The sequence below is a fragment of the Acidovorax sp. YS12 genome, assembly GCA_021496925.1.
GTDB lineage: Bacteria > Pseudomonadota > Gammaproteobacteria > Burkholderiales > Burkholderiaceae_C > Paenacidovorax.
In genome coordinates this window covers 517,222-535,585 of the sequence record CP053915.1, presented here as the reverse complement: position 1 = coordinate 535,585, position 18,364 = coordinate 517,222, and the positions used below count along the sequence as shown (strand labels likewise).

The 18,364-nt window shown below is 67.7% G+C and carries 16 protein-coding genes and 1 pseudogene; 11 read left to right on the top strand and 6 right to left on the bottom strand.

The genetic code is table 11. From position 1 onward, the window contains the following. Positions 1-51: 51 nt before the first annotated feature. Together YS110_02565 and YS110_02560 are read right to left on the bottom strand one after the other, a co-directional pair. The gene (locus YS110_02565; protein ID UJB63722.1) at positions 52-996 is read right to left on the bottom strand and encodes a class I SAM-dependent methyltransferase; all 945 of its coding nucleotides are present in this window, start codon (positions 994-996) and stop codon (positions 52-54) included. A 74-nt stretch (positions 997-1,070) separates the two neighbouring features. Beyond that, positions 1,071-1,970 carry a LysR family transcriptional regulator gene (locus YS110_02560; protein UJB63721.1) on the bottom strand — a complete coding sequence of 300 codons (900 nt, stop codon included), beginning with the start codon at positions 1,968-1,970 and terminating at the stop codon, positions 1,071-1,073. Between the two features lie 168 nt (positions 1,971-2,138). On the opposite strand from YS110_02560, the gene YS110_02555 reads away from it, so the two are divergent. Beyond that, the gene (locus tag YS110_02555) at positions 2,139-3,119 is read left to right on the top strand and encodes a DMT family transporter (GenBank protein UJB63720.1); all 981 of its coding nucleotides are present in this window, start codon (positions 2,139-2,141) and stop codon (positions 3,117-3,119) included. Positions 3,120-3,152: 33 nt separating this feature from the next. Beyond that, positions 3,153-4,475: a deoxyguanosinetriphosphate triphosphohydrolase gene (locus tag YS110_02550; protein ID UJB63719.1), complete on the top strand. Its 1,323-nt coding sequence runs from the start codon at positions 3,153-3,155 to the stop codon at positions 4,473-4,475. A gap of 279 nt (positions 4,476-4,754) precedes the next feature. Here YS110_02550 and YS110_02545 read toward each other — a convergent pair. Continuing rightward, positions 4,755-5,069 (bottom strand): annotated as a pseudogene (locus tag YS110_02545) (Fic family protein). 522 nt (positions 5,070-5,591) lie between these two features. On the opposite strand from YS110_02545, the gene YS110_02540 reads away from it, so the two are divergent. Then, positions 5,592-6,638 (top strand): IS110 family transposase, encoded by a 1,047-nt coding sequence (locus tag YS110_02540; protein ID UJB63718.1) that lies wholly within the window; start codon positions 5,592-5,594, stop codon positions 6,636-6,638. A 341-nt stretch (positions 6,639-6,979) separates the two neighbouring features. Here YS110_02540 and YS110_02535 read toward each other — a convergent pair whose 3' ends face one another. After that, positions 6,980-8,341, bottom strand: a complete 1,362-nt coding sequence (locus tag YS110_02535) for an IS701 family transposase (protein ID UJB63717.1) — start codon at positions 8,339-8,341, stop codon at positions 6,980-6,982. A 143-nt stretch (positions 8,342-8,484) separates the two neighbouring features. Between YS110_02535 and YS110_02530 the strand changes: the two genes are divergently transcribed. After that, positions 8,485-8,847 (top strand): PilZ domain-containing protein, encoded by a 363-nt coding sequence (locus YS110_02530; GenBank protein UJB63716.1) that lies wholly within the window; start codon positions 8,485-8,487, stop codon positions 8,845-8,847. Between the two features lie 238 nt (positions 8,848-9,085). On the opposite strand, the gene rng is transcribed toward YS110_02530, so the two are convergent. Both rng and cobA read right to left on the bottom strand, forming a co-directional pair. Further along, positions 9,086-10,573, bottom strand: coding sequence for a ribonuclease G (gene rng, locus YS110_02525; GenBank protein ID UJB63715.1), 1,488 nt, complete (start codon positions 10,571-10,573; stop codon positions 9,086-9,088). A 136-nt stretch (positions 10,574-10,709) separates the two neighbouring features. Continuing rightward, positions 10,710-11,546 carry a uroporphyrinogen-III C-methyltransferase gene (gene cobA / locus YS110_02520; protein ID UJB63714.1) on the bottom strand — a complete coding sequence of 279 codons (837 nt, stop codon included), beginning with the start codon at positions 11,544-11,546 and terminating at the stop codon, positions 10,710-10,712. Between the two features lie 213 nt (positions 11,547-11,759). Between cobA and YS110_02515 the strand changes: the two genes are divergently transcribed. Genes YS110_02515 through nirJ form a run of 7 tightly spaced genes read left to right on the top strand, consistent with a single transcriptional unit; the run spans position 11,760 to position 18,347 of the window. Continuing rightward, positions 11,760-13,481, top strand: a complete 1,722-nt coding sequence (locus tag YS110_02515) for a c-type cytochrome (GenBank protein UJB63713.1) — start codon at positions 11,760-11,762, stop codon at positions 13,479-13,481. Positions 13,482-13,502: 21 nt separating this feature from the next. Continuing rightward, the gene (locus YS110_02510; protein UJB63712.1) at positions 13,503-13,859 is read left to right on the top strand and encodes a cytochrome c; all 357 of its coding nucleotides are present in this window, start codon (positions 13,503-13,505) and stop codon (positions 13,857-13,859) included. After that, positions 13,859-15,067, top strand: coding sequence for a protein nirF (locus YS110_02505; protein ID UJB67322.1), 1,209 nt, complete (start codon positions 13,859-13,861; stop codon positions 15,065-15,067). Before YS110_02510 ends, YS110_02505 begins: the two co-directional genes overlap by 1 nt. A gap of 24 nt (positions 15,068-15,091) precedes the next feature. After that, a complete protein-coding gene (locus YS110_02500; GenBank protein ID UJB63711.1) occupies positions 15,092-16,114 on the top strand; it encodes an Lrp/AsnC family transcriptional regulator in 1,023 nt (340 codons plus the stop codon). Between the two features lie 53 nt (positions 16,115-16,167). Beyond that, complete coding sequence (locus tag YS110_02495) at positions 16,168-16,653, top strand: Lrp/AsnC family transcriptional regulator (GenBank protein ID UJB63710.1); 486 nt, start codon at positions 16,168-16,170, stop codon at positions 16,651-16,653. Next, complete coding sequence (locus YS110_02490) at positions 16,643-17,122, top strand: Lrp/AsnC family transcriptional regulator (GenBank protein UJB63709.1); 480 nt, start codon at positions 16,643-16,645, stop codon at positions 17,120-17,122. The genes YS110_02495 and YS110_02490 overlap by 11 nt, the downstream gene beginning before the upstream one ends. Before the next feature lie 4 nt (positions 17,123-17,126). Next, complete coding sequence (gene nirJ / locus YS110_02485; GenBank protein ID UJB63708.1) at positions 17,127-18,347, top strand: heme d1 biosynthesis radical SAM protein NirJ; 1,221 nt, start codon at positions 17,127-17,129, stop codon at positions 18,345-18,347. Positions 18,348-18,364 lie beyond the last annotated feature (17 nt).

Sequence of the window (18,364 nt, the reverse complement as noted above, 5' to 3'; positions counted from 1 at the left end):
GGAAAGCGCTGAAAGCTCCTTTTTCAGGAGCAATCATGGGCGCCGTCAGGCTCACGGCGCGCGGAACACCAGCACCTTCAGCGCACGCTCGCCGTCCACGTCGGCGAACACCGGCGGGTTTTCCACCCGCGCCACGAACGCCAGCCCTGGCGCCTCGGCAAGCACCTGCGCCTGGAGGAAAGCGCTGCCCAGCTCCGGCGCGTTCAGGCACAGCAGCGCGTGGCCGCCGGGCGCCAGCAGGTCCGGCAGGCGGCGCGCCAGGCGCGCGTAGTCCTTGGTGGCAACGAAGCTGCCCTTCTGGTAGCTCGGCGGGTCGGCGATCACCAGGTCGTATGGCCCGCCGCGCGTGATCTTGCCCCAGGAGCTGAAGATGTCGTGCGCCAGGAAGCGCGCGTCCGCCAGCCCGTTGAGCTGGTGGTTGTGCTGGCCGCTGGCGATGGCGCCGCGCCCCATGTCCACGTTCACCACCTGGGCCGCGCCGGCGCGCAGCGCCGCCACCGAGAAGGCGCAGGTGTAGGCGAACAGGTTCAGCACCCTGGCGCCCCGGCCCGTGGCGGCGCGGTACGCGGCCACGTGGCGCGCCACCCAGCGGCGGCCCTCGGCCATGTCGAGGAACAGGCCGTGGTTCTGCCCCTTGAGCACGTGCACGCGGTAGCGCGCGCCGTCTTCGGCCACCACGTGCGGCTCGGGCACGCCGCCCGCCATCAGGCGGGTGTCGCTGCGCCCCTCCAGGCGCAGCGCCTCGCCCCGGTGCTGGAACACCCAGTTCAGCGCCTGCCCCGGCGCCAGTTGCGCCCAGCGCGCCTGCAGCGCGGCGCCCACGGCGTCCAGCTGCGCCTCGGCGGCAGGCGCGAAGCTGGTCAGCACGAACACGGGGGGAAACACGTCCAGCGTCCACGGCTCGCACCCCGGGTACAGGCCGCCGCGGCCATGGAAGATGCGCCGGGCATCGGTGGGCAGGGGCATGGCGGCAATGGCGTCGAGCAGGGCTTGCATGGGAAGAGTTTTGGTGTTTTTGGCCTCCAGCGCTTATCTGGCAAGCGCTGGCAGCTATCAATTATGAAGCATGCTCAGCCCGGCGCCTGCGCGCTGGCCGCCAGGTGCGCCACCAGCGCCTGGGCAAAGCCGGAGAGCGGCGCGCCGCGGCGGGTGCAGATCTGCAGGTCGCGCTGGGCCCAGGGTTCGTCCACCTCCAGCACCACGGGCGGCTCGCCCAGCCCGGCCTGGCGCACCGCGCTGCGCGGCACCATGCCGATGCCCACGCCCGCCGCCACCATGCGGCACACGGCCTCGAAGCTGCGCACCTGGATGCGCACATCCAGGTGCCGCCCCAGCGCTGCCGCCGCGTTCATGGTGAAGGTGTGGATGGCCGAGCCCGCGTGCAGCATGACGAAGGGGTGGCCGAGCACCTCGGCGAAACCCGCCTGCGCGCGCCCGGCCAGCGCATGGCCCCGGGGCACGATGAGCACCAGCCGGTCCTGCCGGTAGGGCCGCAGGTCCACCCCGGCGCTGTGCCCGCTGTCGGCCAGCACGCCCACCTCGATCTCGCCGCCGGCCACGGCCACGACGATGTCGGTGCTGGTGCGCTCCTCCAGCGTCACGCGCACCTGCGGCTGCTGGCGCAGAAAGCCCGCCAGGTCGTCGGGCAGGAAGGTGTGCGTGGCGTGCGTGTTGGCCCACAGGCTGACGTGGCCGCGAATGCCGCTGGCGAACGGCGACAGGTTGGCGTGCAGCTGCTCCAGGCTGGCCAGCACCTGGCGCGCGTTGCGCAGCAGCGCCTCGCCTGCGGGCGTCAGGGCCACGCCGCGCGTCTGGCGCTCGAACAGCGCGGTGTGCAGCGCGTCTTCCAGCCGCCGCAGGCGGTGGCTGGCCGACGACGGCGCCAGGAACGCCCGCGCGGCGCCCCGGGTGAGGTTGCCCTCTTCGGCGATGGCGACGAACAGGCGCAGGTCGGTCAGGTCATAGCTCATGGCGGCGGTGGTGCAAGGAACGGGCGCGTGCGTTCGGTTTTGGCGAACGCACGCTTGCCGAATGGGCAATTGTGCCCTGCAGCAAATGCCCGCACCATGGCGGCCTGTGTGCGCTGCCTTCGGTTTTGGCGCATGCGCACCGTGCCCTGCCCTCCTTGCCCCTGCCCCATGCCCTGGAAACACTGGTCCTCCGAACGCCTTGGCCTCGCCTTCGCCCTGCTGGCGGCGCTGGGGTTCTCGTTCAAAGCCATCTTCGTCAAGCTCGCCTATGCCGTGCCCCAGGCGGTGCCGGTGGATTCGGTCACGCTGCTGGCGCTGCGCATGGCGTTTTCCATGCCGTTCTTCGTCTGGGTTGGCTGGCGCGCCAGCAGCGCGCTGCAGCCGCTGCGCGCGCGCGACGGGCTGCTGGTGCTGGCGCTGGGCCTGCTGGGCTACTACGGCGCGAGCATCCTCGACTTCATGGGCCTGCAGTACATCAGCGCCAGCCTGGAGCGGCTGATCCTGTTCACCTACCCCACGCTGACCATCGTGATCGGCGTGCTGTTCCTGGGCAAGACGGCCTCGCGGCGCGAGATCGGCGCGCTGCTGCTGTCGTACGCGGGCATCGGCCTGGCCTTCGCGCACGACCTGCAGCTGGCCGGCGACACGCGCGCGGTGCTCATCGGCGCCGGGTTCGTGTTCGGCTCGGCTGTGTCCTACGCCTTCTACCAGGCGGGCAGCGAGCCCGCCATCCAGCGCCTGGGCGCGGCGCGCTTCACGGCGCTGGCGCTGCTGGTGTCCACGCTGGCGTCGCTCGGGCACTTCACCGCCACGCAGCCGCTGGGGGCGCTGGTGCAGCCGGTGCCGGTGTACCTGCACGCCCTGGCCATGGCGATTTTCTCGACGGTGCTGCCGGTGTTCATGACCTCGGCGGCGATCCGGCGCATCGGCGCGTCCAAGACCGCGCTCATCGGCACCTTGGGCCCGATGCTGACCATTTTCTTCAGCAGCTGGCTGCTGGACGAGCCGCTGTCGTGGTGGCAGATCGGCGGCGCGGCGCTGGTGCTGGCCGGGGTGCTGCTCATCAGCCGGCGCAAGACGGCTCCCGCATTGCAAGCAAAAACAGGCCCTAGCCCTTGCTGGGAAAGCGCGGGCAGCTCTCAAAAGTAGAGTAAAAAGCAGGGCATGCCAAGGAGGCCCTGTATGCAATGGAAAAATCTCCTGTCCACGCGCAAGTTCAAGGTGGAAGACGGACAGGTTTCGGACTACCGCTCGCGCAACCAGGGCAGCAACCAGAGCCGCTCGGAATACCAACAGGACCACGACCGCGTGGTTTTCTCGCGCGCCTTCCGCCGCCTGGGCCGCAAGACCCAGGTGCACCCGCTGGCGCAGAACGACCACATCCACAACCGGCTGACGCACAGCGTCGAGGTGGCCGCCGTGGGCCGCAGCATCGGCATCAAGGTGGGCGAGGCGCTGAAGGCGCGCGGCGCGCTGCCCGAGGCGTTCACGCCCTACGACATCGGTGCCATCGTGCAGGTGGCGTGCCTGGCGCACGACATCGGCAACCCGCCGTTCGGCCACACCGGCGAGGACGCGCTGCGCGAATGGTTCCGCCAGCCGGAAAACGCGCGCTACCTCGACGGCATGGCCGCCGCCGAGGTGCGCGACCTGCAGACCTACGAGGGCAACGCGCACGCCCTGCGCATCGTCTGCACGACCGAGATGTATACCGGCATGGGCGGCATGCGCCTGTCCTGCGCCAGCATCGGCGCGCTGCTGAAGTACCCCTGGACGTCGAACCAGTCCGGCCCCAAGGGCAAGTTCAACATCTACCAGTCCGAGCTGCCCTACTTCAAGGCGGTGGCGGGCGAACTGGGCCTGAAGGCGCTGGAGACGGACCGCCGCTGGGCCCGGCACCCGCTGTCGTACCTGATGGAGGCGGCCGATGACATCTGCTACTCGGTGCTGGACCTGGAGGACGCGGTGGAGATGGGCATCATCTCCACCACCGAATTCGAGGAACAGCTCCAGCCCTACCGGCCCCGGCTGGGCAGCTACGCCATGGAACCCCGGCAGCGCTGTGCGGCGCTGCGCAGCATTTTCATTGGCGATTGCGTGGAATACGCCAGCAATGAATTCATGCGCAACCACGACGCCATCCTGGCGGGCGAATACGCGCAGGCGGATTTCTTCCAGGGCTCCAGCGCCGACTGCGCGCTGTCGCTGAAAGCGTCGAAGGCCTTCGCCGGGGAACGCATCTACACGCACCCCAGCAAGATCAAGCAGGAAATAGGCGCCTACCCCTGCCTGCACCATCTGCTGTCGATGCTCATTCCCGCCATCGACGGCCTCCATCGCGGACAGGGCCTGAGCGAGCGGCAGAAACGGGTGCTGCGGCTGCTGGACAAGCCGCCGCGCGCGGGCGGCAGCAAATACCACGCCTTTCTCGAAGCGCTCGATTTCATCGGCGGCATGACGGACAACTACGCGCTGGCGCTGGCGCGGGATACGTCAGGGTTTTGAGGCGACGCTGAGCCAGTCCCTGCGATGGCGTGCGCCGCAGGCCATGCTGGTGGCGGCAAGGCGCGCAACGAAGAGTGCAGCTTTCTGCTGCCTTGCCCGGAGGGTTGCCACGCAAAGGCAGCGTCTGCGCCATTGTCTATCCTCGCCGCCCACCAGTGCGGCTTGCGGTGGGCGCCTTGCAGCCACGGCCTTTGCGGGGCAACGGGCACCATGAAAAGATCGTAAACACGTTCTTACAGCCCATCCCGAACCAGGGCGCGCGCCATCGCAGGGACTGGCTCAGCGTCGCCTTAACGCCGCCGCCACCCACGCGCGCCACTGGCCGGGCCGCAGGCCATAGCGGGCCAGCACGCCTTCGTGCAGGCGCAACAGTTCGTCGAGGATGAGGGCCTGCACCGCCGCACGCTCGGCCTCGGACACGTGGCCGGCCACAGCCTGCTCCACCAGGCCCACGGCATCGACGCCGGGCAGGGTGACGACGGCGTGCACCGTGTCCTTGATGCACTGGCGCCACGCCAGGCGCAGCGGGTCGGGCTCGGCCAGGGTCTGGCGGATGGCGACGTATTCCCCCGTGCTGGGCTCGTAGGCCCACACGGGTAATTTAAGAATCCGTGCAAATCGTCGCGGTTTCAAATAAGTGAAAACCCTTGCATGCTGCTTCTGCAAAGGCCGCGCAGATCAAGCGCGGCAGGCGCCGTGATGACGTCAGGGCCATCTCCTGCGCACATGCGTTGCTCACAAGCATGGTGATCTCCTGAAACAGGATAAAGCTGCGACAGGAGATCTTGGAAGAAGGAGCGCTCAACCGATATAGCTCTTTTGACAAACCCGCAAAAGGGCAAGTGCAGGTAAGGTAATCAAAGCCATCCAGGCAAGATCAACTGGCACGGTAATCCCCCGAAAAGCGGATTGCGCAGGCATCAGGTGACCCTGCGCTCAACATCAGGCTGTGCCGGTTTGGCGAATGGGGTTTTGCAGATGGCATGGACGTCTCCACCTACACCGCCGTTGATGGCGCTGGCCCATGAATCGATACAAAGTGGGGCCTCGCGGTAACGGCATCAAAGTGCCAAAGTGGAAGTTCGTCGCAACCACTGGAGAACCGGAGGCCCCACCATGCAATCTACCGCAACGCTGCCAGTCATCGGAATGGATATTGCCAAGAACGTGTTCCAGCTGCACGTAACGGACGCAGAGACCGGCGAGGTCACACGACACAAACTCAGGCGTGACCGGGTTACCACGTTCTTTGCCAATCGTCACAGCTCGCTTGTCGCGATGGAGGCCTGTGGCGGTGCACACCATTGGGCCAGAACGCTGCAGGCACTGGGGCATGAAGTGAAGCTGCTGCCTGCCAGACATGTCCGTCCCTTTGTCCTGCGCGACAAGACCGATGCCCGTGATGCCCAGGCCATCTGGGTCGCGGCCCAGCAACCTCACATCAAGGCCGTGCCGGTCAAGAACGAGCAGCAGCAAGCCTGTCTGACCCTGCACCGCATGCGTGCTCAGCTCATGAAGGTGCGCATCATGCAAACCAACGCGTTGCGCGGCTTGCTCTACGAGTTCGGCATCGTGCTGCCCGAGGGGCATCGCGTGTTGCTCAAGCACATTCACGACGAACTGGCCAAAGCCCAGGAACAGGCGAAGCTGCCCGAGGTGGTGGTTGTCAGCGTTCAGGATCAACTGCGTCGCATCGACAGTCTGCAGGACGACATCGACCAGTTGGACAAACGCCTGGCTTCGATGGTCAAGCAGAACCAGCACATGCAGGCACTGCAAGCCATCCCGGGCATCGGTCCGTTGACCGCGACAGCCTTGGTGTCCACAGCGACCGATCTGTCCAGCTTCGATTCGGGCAGGCAGTTTGCCGCCTGGCTGGGTCTGACGCCCCGACAGACTGGCACCGGCGGGAAGACCCGGCAGTTGGGGATCTCCAAGCGCGGCGACCCCTATGTGAGGACCATGTTGATGCACGGTGCTCGCTCGGTCATTGCCAGAAGTCAGCGAAGCGGCTGGACCGAGCGGCTTTTACTGCGCCGCCCCTACAGCGTAGTGGTCGCAGCACTGGCCAACAAACTGGCCCGAACAGCTTGGGCAGTCCTTGTCAAAGGCAAGACCTTCGACCCGGTGAGATGGAATCCGGTTGACATCGCCGCAGCCTAAGACCGCAACGATGATCTGAACACACCAAACGCCAAGAAACCGTTTTGAAGGAGAGCACGCAACAAGCGATGTGATGGGTCAACAGGTCAAACCGGGGTGGGGGCAATCCGATAGGGATAAAGGGCATCAAGCCCGATATGCAGACAGGATCCTCACCCGCGAATGCCATCAGAGCCAGCAGGACGAAACCCCTGCACCGACAGGCCGTATGTAAGACTGCAAACCCTTCAGACCTTCACACCGCCGAATCTTGCTCTTCTGGAGACGTCCATGTAAGACCTTCCCTAGTCTTACTGTGTCAAAAACGTAGCCTAGCGTTGATGCGCATGCAACATGGACACCTAGGCAGCGTCCTGAGCAATGCTGCGGCGATACGCAGCCGCAACGTCGTGATGGATGATGGGACGTGGCGCTGCGTGCGCTGGGCTTCCGCGAGGCTTGTAATGCGTGGGTAGGGCAGATTCTTCGCCTCGTGCGGCGTTTTTTTTGCCCAGCCCTTCCTGATGGCGCAACTGCTGCGCCATCAGAAAGCCGTAGGCCGCAATGCTCAGGCTGGCGTGGTGGTGGAACCCGCGCCAGCCCCGGCCTTCGTAGTGTCCCAGTCCCAGATCCTGCTTGAGGTCCTGGTAGTCGCGCTCGATGCGCCAGCGCATCTTGGCCTCAAGCACCATGCGTTGCAGTTCTGTGTCTTCGGGCAGCGTGTTCAGCCAATACTTCATTGGCTCTTTGTGGCCTTCGGGCCATTCGATGAGCAGCCACTCTTGTGGCCGTTGCTGCGTGCGTAGCTGCTCTCGGTGGGCTGCCTTGACACGCACACGCGCAAAGCGCGAGCGCAGCGTGAAGTTCGTGCCCTCTCGCCATTCAATGCTGTGCCACTGGGCAGGTTCCAGGCCGAACGCCACGTCCCTGGCCGACAGGGGCCGCTCGTGCATGGCATCACCCAGCCGCTGGCGTTTGGGAACTGGGCCGCGACCGCTGTAGGGCGCTGGCGACAGCGGTGCATGCCCTGGTGGCCATACCGTCACGGGGCCCGTCACACCCACCACGTAGGGCAGACCCATCTCGCTCAGCCCCTCTCGAAACGCGGTATCCACGCCGTAGCCTGCATCGGCCAGCACGCAGTGCCTGGGTGCGCCTTGCGCCACCAGGTGCTTGATCTGGGCCAGCGCGATCTGCCCCTTGGTGGCGAATTGCAACTCTTGAGGGATGCCAGCCTTGTGGCGCCGCACCGGATCGTCCGCCCATTCCTTGGGCAAGTACAGCTGCCAGGCCACCGGCAGACTTCCCGCCTGACAGGCCAGGCTCACGCTGACCGCCACTTGGCAGTTGTCCTGCTTGCCCAGCATGCCGCAGTACTGCCGGGCCACGCCCACCGAATGGTGGCCTTGCTTGGGAAAGCCCGTGTCGTCCACGATCCACCAACCGCCCTCCTGGAAGTCCATCGCGGGCACCACCCACTGGGCTACGCGCAGCAGCATCTCTTCATCTGACCACGCAGAGTCGGCGACAAAATGATGTAGTGACTGGTGGCGCGAGCGTGTGGCCTGCGGCGCCAGGTGTGCGGCCATGGGCTCCACGCTCTTGCGCGAAAGCGGTGCCATCAGCCCGGTGCAGTACCCGCGCAGCCCGGCCTGCCGGTCTGCATGACCAAGCCCGCCACCCAGGTGCGCGAGGTAGCGCTCAAACTCTTGAAGTTCTTCCATCAAGGCTCACCTCCTGCGCGACGATTCTCGCATAAGGCCTTGATTTTATTAACACAGTAAGACTAGGTGATAACTGGGTTTGCACGGCACCGCCCACGCGCTAGCATGATGGCACTGCACCACCGGCCCACCAGGAACCGCCCATGCCCCACGAGCGCCGCCATTTCGTCCGCGTCCAGTTCGACTCCCCCGCCCAATTGAGCTGCGCCCAGGGCGTGTTCGACGTCCAGGTGCTGGACCTTTCCCTCAAGGGCGCCCTGCTGCTCGCGGCAGACCCCGTTTCCCTGGCCGCCGGCACCGCCTGCCAGCTGACCGTACAACTCGGCGAACGGGATCACATCGCCATGCGCATGGAAATCGTCCACACCGAAGGCCCCAGCATGGGCCTGCGCTGCGACAGCATCGACCTCGACAGCGTGACCCACCTGCGGCGCCTCATTGAGCTGCAACTCGGCGATCCAGCCCTGCTGGAACGCGATCTGGCGGAACTCAGCGCAGCGCGCTGAGAAAACAAAGATTTCTCTGTGCGGCTCTCTCAACTTGACGAGCAATTTGGTCAACTGTTGAGCAGGCCGTTGTCGCCGATGAGGTCTTCAGGCTTCTTGTAGCTGGCCTGCAGGCTGGACAACGGTTCTTCAGGTACTTCGTGTTTCTTGGTGCTCGTGGTGCTTACGGACACGCCGGCTTGCGCCGGCGGTGGATTGCCCGTTTACACAAAATTCTGCACACCCTCCGACCTGGACGTCAAATTAAGACGATGTCGTACTGCTCCTGCCCCATCGAACTCTCGGACTGCAGCGAGATCGGCTTGCCGATGAAATCCGACAGCCCGGCCAGGTGCTGGCTTTCTTCGTCGAGAAACAGTTCCACCACCTTGGGCGAGGCGATGACGCGGAACTCGCGCGGATTGAACTGGCGCGCCTCGCGCAGCACCTCGCGCAGGATGTCGTAGCACACGCTGCGCGCGGTCTTCACCTCGCCCACGCCGTGGCAGGTGGGGCACGGCTCGCACAGCATGTGGGCGAGCGACTCGCGCGTGCGCTTGCGTGTCATCTCCACCAGGCCGAGCTGCGAGAAGCCGCCCACCATGGTCTTGACGCGGTCGCGCGCGAGCTGCTTCTTGAACTCGGCCAGCACGGCGCTCTTGTGGTCCTCGCGCAGCATGTCGATAAAGTCGGCGATGACGATGCCGCCCAGGTTGCGCAGGCGCAGCTGGCGTGCGATGGCGCCGGCGGCCTCCAGGTTGGTCTTGAAGATGGTGTCGTCGAAGTTGCGCGCGCCGACGTAGCCGCCAGTGTTCACGTCGATGGTGGTCAGCGCCTCGGTCTGGTCCACGATCAGGTAGCCGCCCGACTTCAGATCGACGCGCCGCCCCAGCGCGCGGGCGATTTCCTCGTCGATGGCGAACAGGTCGAAGATCGGCCGCTCGCCCTTGTACAGCTGCAGCTTGGCCGCCGCAGCGGGCATGAACTCGCGCCCGAACTGCTGCAGCGCGGCGAACTGCTCGCGCGAGTCGATCCGGATGCCTTGCGTGTCCTCGCTGACGATGTCGCGCAGCACGCGCTGCAGCAGGTTCAGGTCCTGGTACAGCAGCGACAGCGGCGGCAGGCGCATGGCGGCCTGGCGGATGCCGGTCCAGGTCTTGCGCAGGTAGGCGATGTCCTCGGCCAGTTCCTCGTCACTGGCGTCCTCGCCGTTGGTGCGCAGGATGAAGCCCCCACCGCCCCCCGATGCCTTGTCGCCCACCAGCGCCTGCAGGCGCGCACGCAGCGCGTCGCGTTCGTCGGCCGGGATCTTCTGCGACACGCCCACGTGGTCGTCCTGTGGCAGGAACACCAGCAGCCGCCCGGCGATGCTGATCTGGGTGGACAGGCGCGCGCCCTTGCTGCCGATGGGATCCTTGATGACCTGCACCATCAGCGACTGGCCCTCGAACACCTGCTTCTCGATGGGCACGGGCGGCTCGCCCTTGCGCGCGAACATCGGCGCCTCGCCGCCCTCCTGGCGCTGCCACACGTCGGCCACGTGCAGGAAGGCCGCGCGCTCCAGGCCGATGTCGATGAACGCCGACTGCATGCCCGGCAGCACGCGCGAGACCCGGCCCAGGTAGATGTTGCCGACCCGACCGCGTTCCAGCGTGCGCTCGACGTGCAGTTCCTGCACCGCGCCGTTTTCGACCACCGCGACGCGCGTTTCCTGCGGGGACCAGTTGATGAGAATGTCTTGTTGCATGGCGGCGGAATTCCTTGAGGCAGCCATGATGCCTCAAAGCGTTTCGCCACACGGGCCCACATGACGAATAGGCGTCGAATCGGCCACCAGCGCTTATCTGGAAAGCGCTGGCAGCTATCGAAACAGGAGTAATCTGCTACAGGGCCACCGGCTGCGCCAGACCGCGCATGCCTTGCAGCAGTTGCGGCTGCAGCGCCACCACGCCGCCGATGACGATGAGCGCGGGCGGGCGCACGCGGTGCTCCTGCGCCAGCGCGGGCAGCGCCTGCAGGGTGCCGGTGATGCAGCGCTGCGTGGGCAGCGAGGCCTGCTCGACCAGCGCCGCCGGCGTGTCGCCGGGCAGGCCGTGGCGCGCCAGCTCGGCGCAGATGGTGGGCAGCGTGCCGATGCCCATGTAGATCACCACGGTCTGGCGCGGGCGCGCCAGCAGTTCCCAGTCGAGCGCCACCTCGTTGTCGCCGCGCAGGTGGCCGGTGGCGAACACCAGCGTGGCCGCGTGGTCGCGGTGCGTCAGCGGGATGCCGGCGCAGGCCCCCGCGCCCTGGGCCGCCGTGATGCCGGGCACCACCTCGAACGGGATGCCGGCCTCGGCCAGGGCCTGGGCCTCCTCGCCGCCCCGGCCGAAGATGAAGCCGTCGCCGCCCTTGAGCCGCACCAGCGGACGGCCGCTGCGCGCCAGGCGCACCATCAGGTCGATGATGGACTCCTGCGGCAGCGTGTGGTGCGAGGACTCCTTGCCGACGTAGATCAGGTCGGCATCCTCGGCCACGTAGCGCAGCACCTCCTTGCCGACGAGGTGGTCGTACAGCACCAGGCGCGCGCCGCGCAGCGCCTTGACGGCGCGCAGCGTGAGCAGCTCGGGGTCGCCCGGCCCGGCGCCGACCAGGGTCACGCGCCCTGGCGGCAGGGGGGTGTTGGCGCATTCCTCGCGGGGGGGAGCGCGGAACCAGCGCGCGTCTTCAACGAACTTCATGGCGGCCTTTCTTTGTCGGCATCGTGGTGCAGGCATTGTTCGGGCGCATGCGGGGCTCCGTCCTTGAACCAGTTCAAGGACAGCCAGGCCCACCCACGGCGACGATGCCGTTACTCGCAAGAAGAGGGAAATGGACAGCGACCTCGCGAGAAGTGCCGCGGCATCCGCCGCGGACACTACCCATGTGCTGATCCCTGACGCAGAGGACCCACAATGACCGCAAAAAGAATTGCCAGGCTGGTCGCGCTAGCGGCCGCCACCCTGGTGTCGGCCACCGCCATGGCGCAAAAGCCTATCGCGGAGGCGGAGAAGAACTACCAGGCGGCCGGCGGCTCGCCGCTGGCCGACGTGCCGATGTACCAGAGCTCGAACCCCAAGGCGCCGAAGATGACGCAGGCCGAGTTCGACCGCGCGCGCCAGATCTACTTCGAGCGCTGCGCCGGCTGCCACGGCGTGCTGCGCAAGGGCGCCACCGGCAAGCCGCTCACCCCGGACATCACCCTGGGCAAGGGCACCGACTACCTGAAGGTCTTCATCGCCTACGGCTCGCCCGCCGGCATGCCGAACTGGCAGACCTCGGGTGAGTTCGACGAGGCCACCGTGGACCTGATGGCGCGCTACATCCAGCAAGACCCTCCCACCCCGCCGGAGTGGAGCATGGCCGACACCAAGAACACCTGGAAAGTCATCATTCCTCCGGACCAGCGTCCGAAGAAGAAGATGAACAAGTACAACATCGACAACATCTTCTCCACCACGCTGCGCGACACGGGCGAAGTGGCGCTGGTCGATGGCGACACCAAGGAGATCATCAACATCGTCAAGACCGGCTACGCGGTGCACATCTCGCGCATGTCGGCCTCGGGCCGCTACCTGTTCGTGATCGGCCGCGACGCCAAGATCAACATGATCGACCTGTGGATGGAAAAGCCCGACAACGTGGCCGAGGTGCGCGTGGGCCTGGAGGCGCGTTCGGTCGATACCTCCAAGTTCAAGGGCTACGAGGACAAGCTGGCCATCGCCGGCTCGTACTGGCCGCCCCAGTACACCATCATGGACGGCGACACGCTGGAGCCGCTGAAGATCGTCTCCACCCGCGGCATGGTCGTGGGCACGCAGGAATACCATCCGGAGCCGCGCGTGGCCTCCATCGTGGCCTCGCACTACAAGCCCGAGTTCCTGGTGAACGTGAAGGAAACCGGCAAGACCATGCTGGTGGACTATTCCAACCTCAACTCCCTCAAGACCACCGAGATCGGCTCGGCCCCGTTCCTGCATGACGGCGGCTGGGACTCGTCCAAGCGCTACTTCATGGTGGCCGCCAACAACAGCAACAAGATCGCCGCGATCGATGCGAAGGACGGCAAGCTCGCCGGCCTGACCGAAGTGGGCAAGATCCCCCACCCGGGCCGTGGCGCCAACTTCACCCATCCGAAGTACGGCCCCGTGTGGGCCACCGGCCACCTGGGCGACGAGACCATCTCGCTCGTCGGCACCGACCCCGAGAAGCACAAGCAATATGCCTTCAAGGAAGTGGCCAAGCTCAAGGGCCCGGGCGGCGGCGCGCTCTTCATCAAGAGCCACCCCAAGTCCAAGCACCTGTGGTCCGACGCGCCGCTGAACCCCGATCCGAAGGTTTCGCAAGCCGTCGTGGTGTTCGACATCGCCAACCTCGACAAGGGCTACACCACGCTGCCCATCGCCGAATGGGCCGGCCTGCCGGACGACGGCGGTGCCAAGCGCGTGACCCAGCCCGAGTACAACAAGGCGGGTGACGAGGTATGGTTCGCCGTCTGGTCGGCCAAGGACAAGCAAAGCGCCCTGGTTGTCGTGGACGACAAGACGCTGAAGCTGAAAAAGGTCATCAAGGACCCGCGCCTGATCACCCCGACCGGCCACTTCAACGTGTACAACACGCAGCACGACGTCTACTGATTCTGCGATTGGAGACCTGACATGCCACGTTCCGCCGTCCTGTCCCTGGCTGGGGTGCTGCTGGCCACGGCCGCTGGTGCGCAAACCGCGCCAGTGCCCGTGCCCGGCCCCGAGCGCACCGCGCAGCTCGTGCGCATGGTGCGGCAGGACTGCGGCTCGTGCCATGGCATGCGTCTCACCGGCGGCCTGGGCCCGGCGCTCACGCGCCAGGCCCTGGCCGGCAAACCCCCGGACTATCTGGCCGCGGTCATCCTGCACGGCATCCCCGGAACACCCATGCCCCCCTGGAGCGCCATGCTCCAGGGCGCCGAGGCGCGGTGGATCGCAGAGCAACTGGCCAGCGGCTTCCCCGAAGAAAACAGGAGCTCCGCCCCATGATGAACCGGCGCACCCTGCTCTCCCTCAGCGCCAGCGCGCCGCTGCTCGCCAGCGGCTGCGCGGCCACCTCTTCCCTGGCCACGTCCGCCCCCGCCACCGCGCTGCAAGGCACGGGCGACCTGGGCGTGGTCATCGAGCGCGCCCAGGGCGCGCTCACCCTGGTCAACACCAGCCGCCGCGAGGCCATCGGCCGCGTCACCGGCCTGGGCGACCTCTCGCACGCCTCGGTGGTGTTCTCGCGCGATGAGCGCTTCGCCTACGTCTTCGGCCGCGACGGCGGACTGACCCAGGTCGACATCCTGGCCCGGCGCATCACCGCCCGCGTCATGCAGGCGGGCAACTCCATCGGCGGCGCCATCAGCGCCGACGGCAGCCTGGTGGTGGCGCAGAACTACACGCCCGGCGGCATCAAGGTGTTCGACGCCGCCACGCTGGAGCTGCTGGCAGACCTGCCCGCGCTCACCCCCCGCGGCGAGCGCTCGCGCGTCGTCGGCCTGGCCGACCTGCCGCAGCGCCGCTTCATCTACAGCCTGTTCGACGCCGGCGCCATCTGCATCGCCGACTGCGCCGACCCGCGCAAGCCCCGCGTCACCACGCTGGAAGGCATCGGCAAGCAGCCCTACGACGCCCTGGTGTCGCCCAACGGCCGCCACTACATCGCCGGCCTGTTCGGCGAGGACGGCCTGGCCATGGTGGATCTGTGGGAAGAACAGCCGCGCGCGCGCCGCATCCTCGGCGGCTATGGGCGCGGCCAGCAGCCCCTGCCCGTGTACAAGATGCCGCACCTGCGCGGCTGGGCCGTGGCCGGGCGCCACGCCTACCTGCCCGCCATCGGCCGCCACGAGGTGCTCATCGTCGATACCGCCACCTGGGCCGAGGTCGGGCGCATCCCGGTCGCGGGCCAGCCGGTGTTCGTCATGGCGCGCCCCGACGGGCGCCAGGTCTGGGTCAACTTCTCGGTGCCCGACTACAACCGCGTGCAGGTCATCGACACCCCGAGCCAGCGCGTGGTGCAGACGCTGGAGCCCGGCAAGGCCGTGCTGCACATGGAATTCACGCCACGCGGCGAATCGGTGTGGATCAGCTGCCGCGACGACAACCGCATTCAGGTTTACGACACGCACACGCTGCAGGCGCAGGCCACGCTGCCTGTCGATGCCCCGAGCGGCATCTTCTTCACCGCACGCGCGCAACGCATGGGGTTCTGACCACGATCTTTGCATGGGGTACGCATGAGCTCACACCCGCCCGAGCAGGCCCTCGACCTTGCCCTGCTCAACCCCTGGCAGCGCGGCTTTCCGCTGCTGCCCGAGCCGTTCGCGGCGATTGGCCAGCCCCTGGGCCTGGGTGCCGCCGAGGTTCTCGCGCACTACGCGCGGCTGCAGCGCCAGGGCACGCTCAGCCGCATCGGCGCGGTGTTCGCGCCCGGCGCGGGCGGCGCCTCGCTGCTGGCCGCCATGGCAGTGCCGCCCGGGCGGCTCGACGCAGTGGCCGCCAGCGTCTCCAGCCACGCCGGCGTAAACCACAACTACGAGCGCGAGCACGCCACCAACCTGTGGTTCGTCGCCACCGGGCGCGACGACGCGCAGGTGGAACAGCTGCTGTGCCAGATCGAGGCCGACACCGGCCTGCCCGTGCTGCGCCTGCCCATGCTGCGGCCCTACCGCATCGACACCGGCTTCGACCTGCGCGCCAGCCAGTCCCAGGCCACGGGCGCCACGCACTGGGCGGCCACGCCGCTGCAGCCGCACGAGCAGCCCCTGGCGGCGCTGGCCGAGCATGGCCTGGCGCTGGCCGAGCGCCCCTACGACCTGTGGGCCGAACAGCTCGGCCAGAGCGCCGATGCCGTGCTGGCGCAGCTGCAGCGCTGGCTGGCGCAGCGCACCCTGGCGCGCTTCGGCGTGGTGGTGCGCCACCACGAGCTGGGCTACACCGCCAACGCCATGACCGTGTTCGACGTGCCCGACAGCGCCGTCGATGCCTGCGGCGAGGCGCTGGCGCAGGTGCCGGGCGTCACGCTGGCCTACCAGCGCGCACGCGCGCCGGGCTGGCGCTACAACCTGTACTGCATGGTGCATGGCCGCGACCGCCAGGCCGTGCGCGCCACCGTGGCCCAGGCCACGGCGCACGCCGGGCTGGCCAGCCGGCCCCAGGCGCTGCTGTTCTCGCTGCGCCGCTTCAAGCAGACCGGGGCGCGCCGCTTTGCCCACCTGGCGCCCGCCAAGCTATCGAATTCGATAGCTGCCAGCGCTTGACCAGCAAGGGATGGAGGCCGATTTGACCAATAAAAACACACAAGGAACCCACGATGCTCACCCTTGAAGACGCCCGCCTCATCGACCGGCTGCACGGCGGCTTCCCGCTCGTGGACCGGCCCTTCGCCGCCGTCGGCGCGGAGCTGGGCTGGAGCGAGGAGCGCGTGATCGAGCGCCTGCACCAGCTGCTGGCGCAGGGCGTGCTCACGCGCTTCGGCCCGCTGTTCCAGATCGAGCGCGCGGGCGGGCAGTTCGTGCTCGCCGCCATCGCCGTGCCCGAGGAACGCTTCGACGCCGTGAACGCCGTGGTCAACAGCTTTCCCGAGGTGGCGCACAACTACCGGCGCACGCACGCGCTGAACATGTGGTTCGTCGTCGCCGCCGAATCCCCGGCGCAGGCCGGCAGCGCCCTGGCGCGCATCGAGGACGCCATCGGCCTGCCCGTGCTCGCCTTCCCGAAGGAGCAGGAGTATTTCGTCGAGCTGCGCCTGCCCGCACTGGCCACCGCCGCCGCACCAGGAGAACGCCATGGCGCTTGATGCCTTCGACCGCGCGCTGATCGCCGCCACCCAGGGCGGCCTGCCGCTGGTGGCACGCCCCTACGAGGCCGTGGGCGCCATGCTCGGCGTGCCCGGCGAACAGGTGCGCGAACGCCTGGAACACATGCTGGCCCAGGGCCTGGTGCGCCGCATCGGCGCCGTGCCCAACCACTACCGCCTGGGCTACACCGCCAACGGCATGAGCGTGTGGGACGTGGCCGACGAGCACGTCGCCACGCTCGGCCCGCGCGTGGCCGCCCTGCCCGGCGTGAGCCACTGCTACCGCCGCCCGCGCCACCTGCCCGGCTGGCCCTACAACCTGTTCGCCATGCTGCACGGCACCAGCCGCGAAAACGTGGCGCAGCAGGCCGGGGAGATCGCCGCGCTGCTGGGCGACGCCTGCCGTGGCCACGACATCCTGTATTCCACCGCCATCCTCAAGAAAACCGGCCTGCGCCTGAAGGAGTGAAGCCATGTTCCGCATCAGCCAGTACCTGCGCGAACTCGCCCAGGCACAAGCCACCGGCCAATACCCCACGCCCCGCGAGCGCCACGCACGCGGCCCCGTGGTCATCTGGAACCTGATCCGCCGCTGCAACCTCACCTGCAAGCACTGCTACGCGCTCTCGGCCGACCACGACTACGCGGGCGAGCTGTCCTTGCCGGAAGTCTTCACGGTGATGGACGACCTGAAGGCCTTCGGCGTGCCCGCGCTCATCCTCTCGGGCGGCGAGCCGCTGCTGCGGCCCGACCTGTTCGAGATCGCCGCGCGCGCGCGTGACCTGGGCTTCTACACCGGCCTCTCGACCAACGGCACGCTGATCGACGCCCCCATGGCCGCGCGCATCGCCGGCGCGGGCTTCGACTACGTGGGCATCAGCCTCGACGGCCTGAAACCCACGCACGACAAGTTCCGCCGCCTCGACGGCGCGTTCGACCGCAGCCTGGCCGCCATCCGCCACCTGGCTACGCACAACGTCAAGGTGGGCCTGCGCTTCACCATGACGGCGCTGAACGCGCACGACCTGCCCGCGCTCTTGCAGCTCATGCAGGACGAGGGCGCGAACAAGTTCTACTTCTCGCACCTGAACTACGCCGGGCGCGGCAACATCCACCGAGACAAGGACGCGCACCACCAGGCCACGCGCGCCGCCATGGACCTGCTGTTCGACCACGCCTGGGCTGCCGCCCAGGCCGGCAGCCTGGACGACTACGTGAGCGGCAACAACGACGCCGACGGCCCCTACCTGCTGCAGTGGGTGCGCCAGCGCCTGCCGCAGTGGGAGGGCGCGCTGCGCCAGCGCCTGGTGGCCTGGGGCGGCAACGCCAGCGGCCAGATGGTGGCCAACATCGACAACCTGGGCCACGTGCACCCCGACACCATGTGGTGGCACCACGACCTGGGCAGCGTGCGCGCGCGCCCGTTCTCGCAGATCTGGAACGACACCAGCGACCCGCTGATGGCCGGCCTGAAGCAGCGCCCGCGCCCCGTGCAGGGCCGCTGCGCGGCGTGCCAGTACCTTGCCATCTGCAACGGCAACACGCGCGTGCGCGCCCAGCAGCTCACCGGCAACCCGTGGTTCGAGGACCCGGGCTGCTACCTCGGCGATGCCGAGGTGGGCGCCGCCAGCACGCCGTTCGAGGCGCCCGCCAGGAAAAACGCGCGCCGCACCATCGAGATCGCCCATGCATAACTTTCGACATCCCCCTG

What these genes read in the sequence shown, in the direction of transcription:
- YS110_02510 (UJB63712.1), top strand. Translation starts at nt 13,503, where the DNA reads ATGCCACGTTCCGCCGTCCTGTCCCTGGCTGGGGTGCTGCTGGCCACG.
- YS110_02560 (UJB63721.1), bottom strand. Translation starts at nt 1,970, where the DNA reads ATGAGCTATGACCTGACCGACCTGCGCCTGTTCGTCGCCATCGCCGAA.
- YS110_02555 (UJB63720.1), top strand. Translation starts at nt 2,139, where the DNA reads ATGCCCTGGAAACACTGGTCCTCCGAACGCCTTGGCCTCGCCTTCGCC.
- nirJ (UJB63708.1), top strand. Translation starts at nt 17,127, where the DNA reads ATGTTCCGCATCAGCCAGTACCTGCGCGAACTCGCCCAGGCACAAGCC.
- YS110_02490 (UJB63709.1), top strand. Translation starts at nt 16,643, where the DNA reads ATGGCGCTTGATGCCTTCGACCGCGCGCTGATCGCCGCCACCCAGGGC.
- rng (UJB63715.1), bottom strand. Translation starts at nt 10,573, where the DNA reads ATGCAACAAGACATTCTCATCAACTGGTCCCCGCAGGAAACGCGCGTC.
- YS110_02515 (UJB63713.1), top strand. Translation starts at nt 11,760, where the DNA reads ATGACCGCAAAAAGAATTGCCAGGCTGGTCGCGCTAGCGGCCGCCACC.
- YS110_02495 (UJB63710.1), top strand. Translation starts at nt 16,168, where the DNA reads ATGCTCACCCTTGAAGACGCCCGCCTCATCGACCGGCTGCACGGCGGC.
- YS110_02540 (UJB63718.1), top strand. Translation starts at nt 5,592, where the DNA reads ATGCAATCTACCGCAACGCTGCCAGTCATCGGAATGGATATTGCCAAG.
- YS110_02500 (UJB63711.1), top strand. Translation starts at nt 15,092, where the DNA reads ATGAGCTCACACCCGCCCGAGCAGGCCCTCGACCTTGCCCTGCTCAAC.
- YS110_02505 (UJB67322.1), top strand. Translation starts at nt 13,859, where the DNA reads ATGAACCGGCGCACCCTGCTCTCCCTCAGCGCCAGCGCGCCGCTGCTC.
- cobA (UJB63714.1), bottom strand. Translation starts at nt 11,546, where the DNA reads ATGAAGTTCGTTGAAGACGCGCGCTGGTTCCGCGCTCCCCCCCGCGAG.
- YS110_02565 (UJB63722.1), bottom strand. Translation starts at nt 996, where the DNA reads ATGCAAGCCCTGCTCGACGCCATTGCCGCCATGCCCCTGCCCACCGAT.
- YS110_02535 (UJB63717.1), bottom strand. Translation starts at nt 8,341, where the DNA reads ATGGAAGAACTTCAAGAGTTTGAGCGCTACCTCGCGCACCTGGGTGGC.
- YS110_02530 (UJB63716.1), top strand. Translation starts at nt 8,485, where the DNA reads ATGCCCCACGAGCGCCGCCATTTCGTCCGCGTCCAGTTCGACTCCCCC.
- YS110_02550 (UJB63719.1), top strand. Translation starts at nt 3,153, where the DNA reads ATGCAATGGAAAAATCTCCTGTCCACGCGCAAGTTCAAGGTGGAAGAC.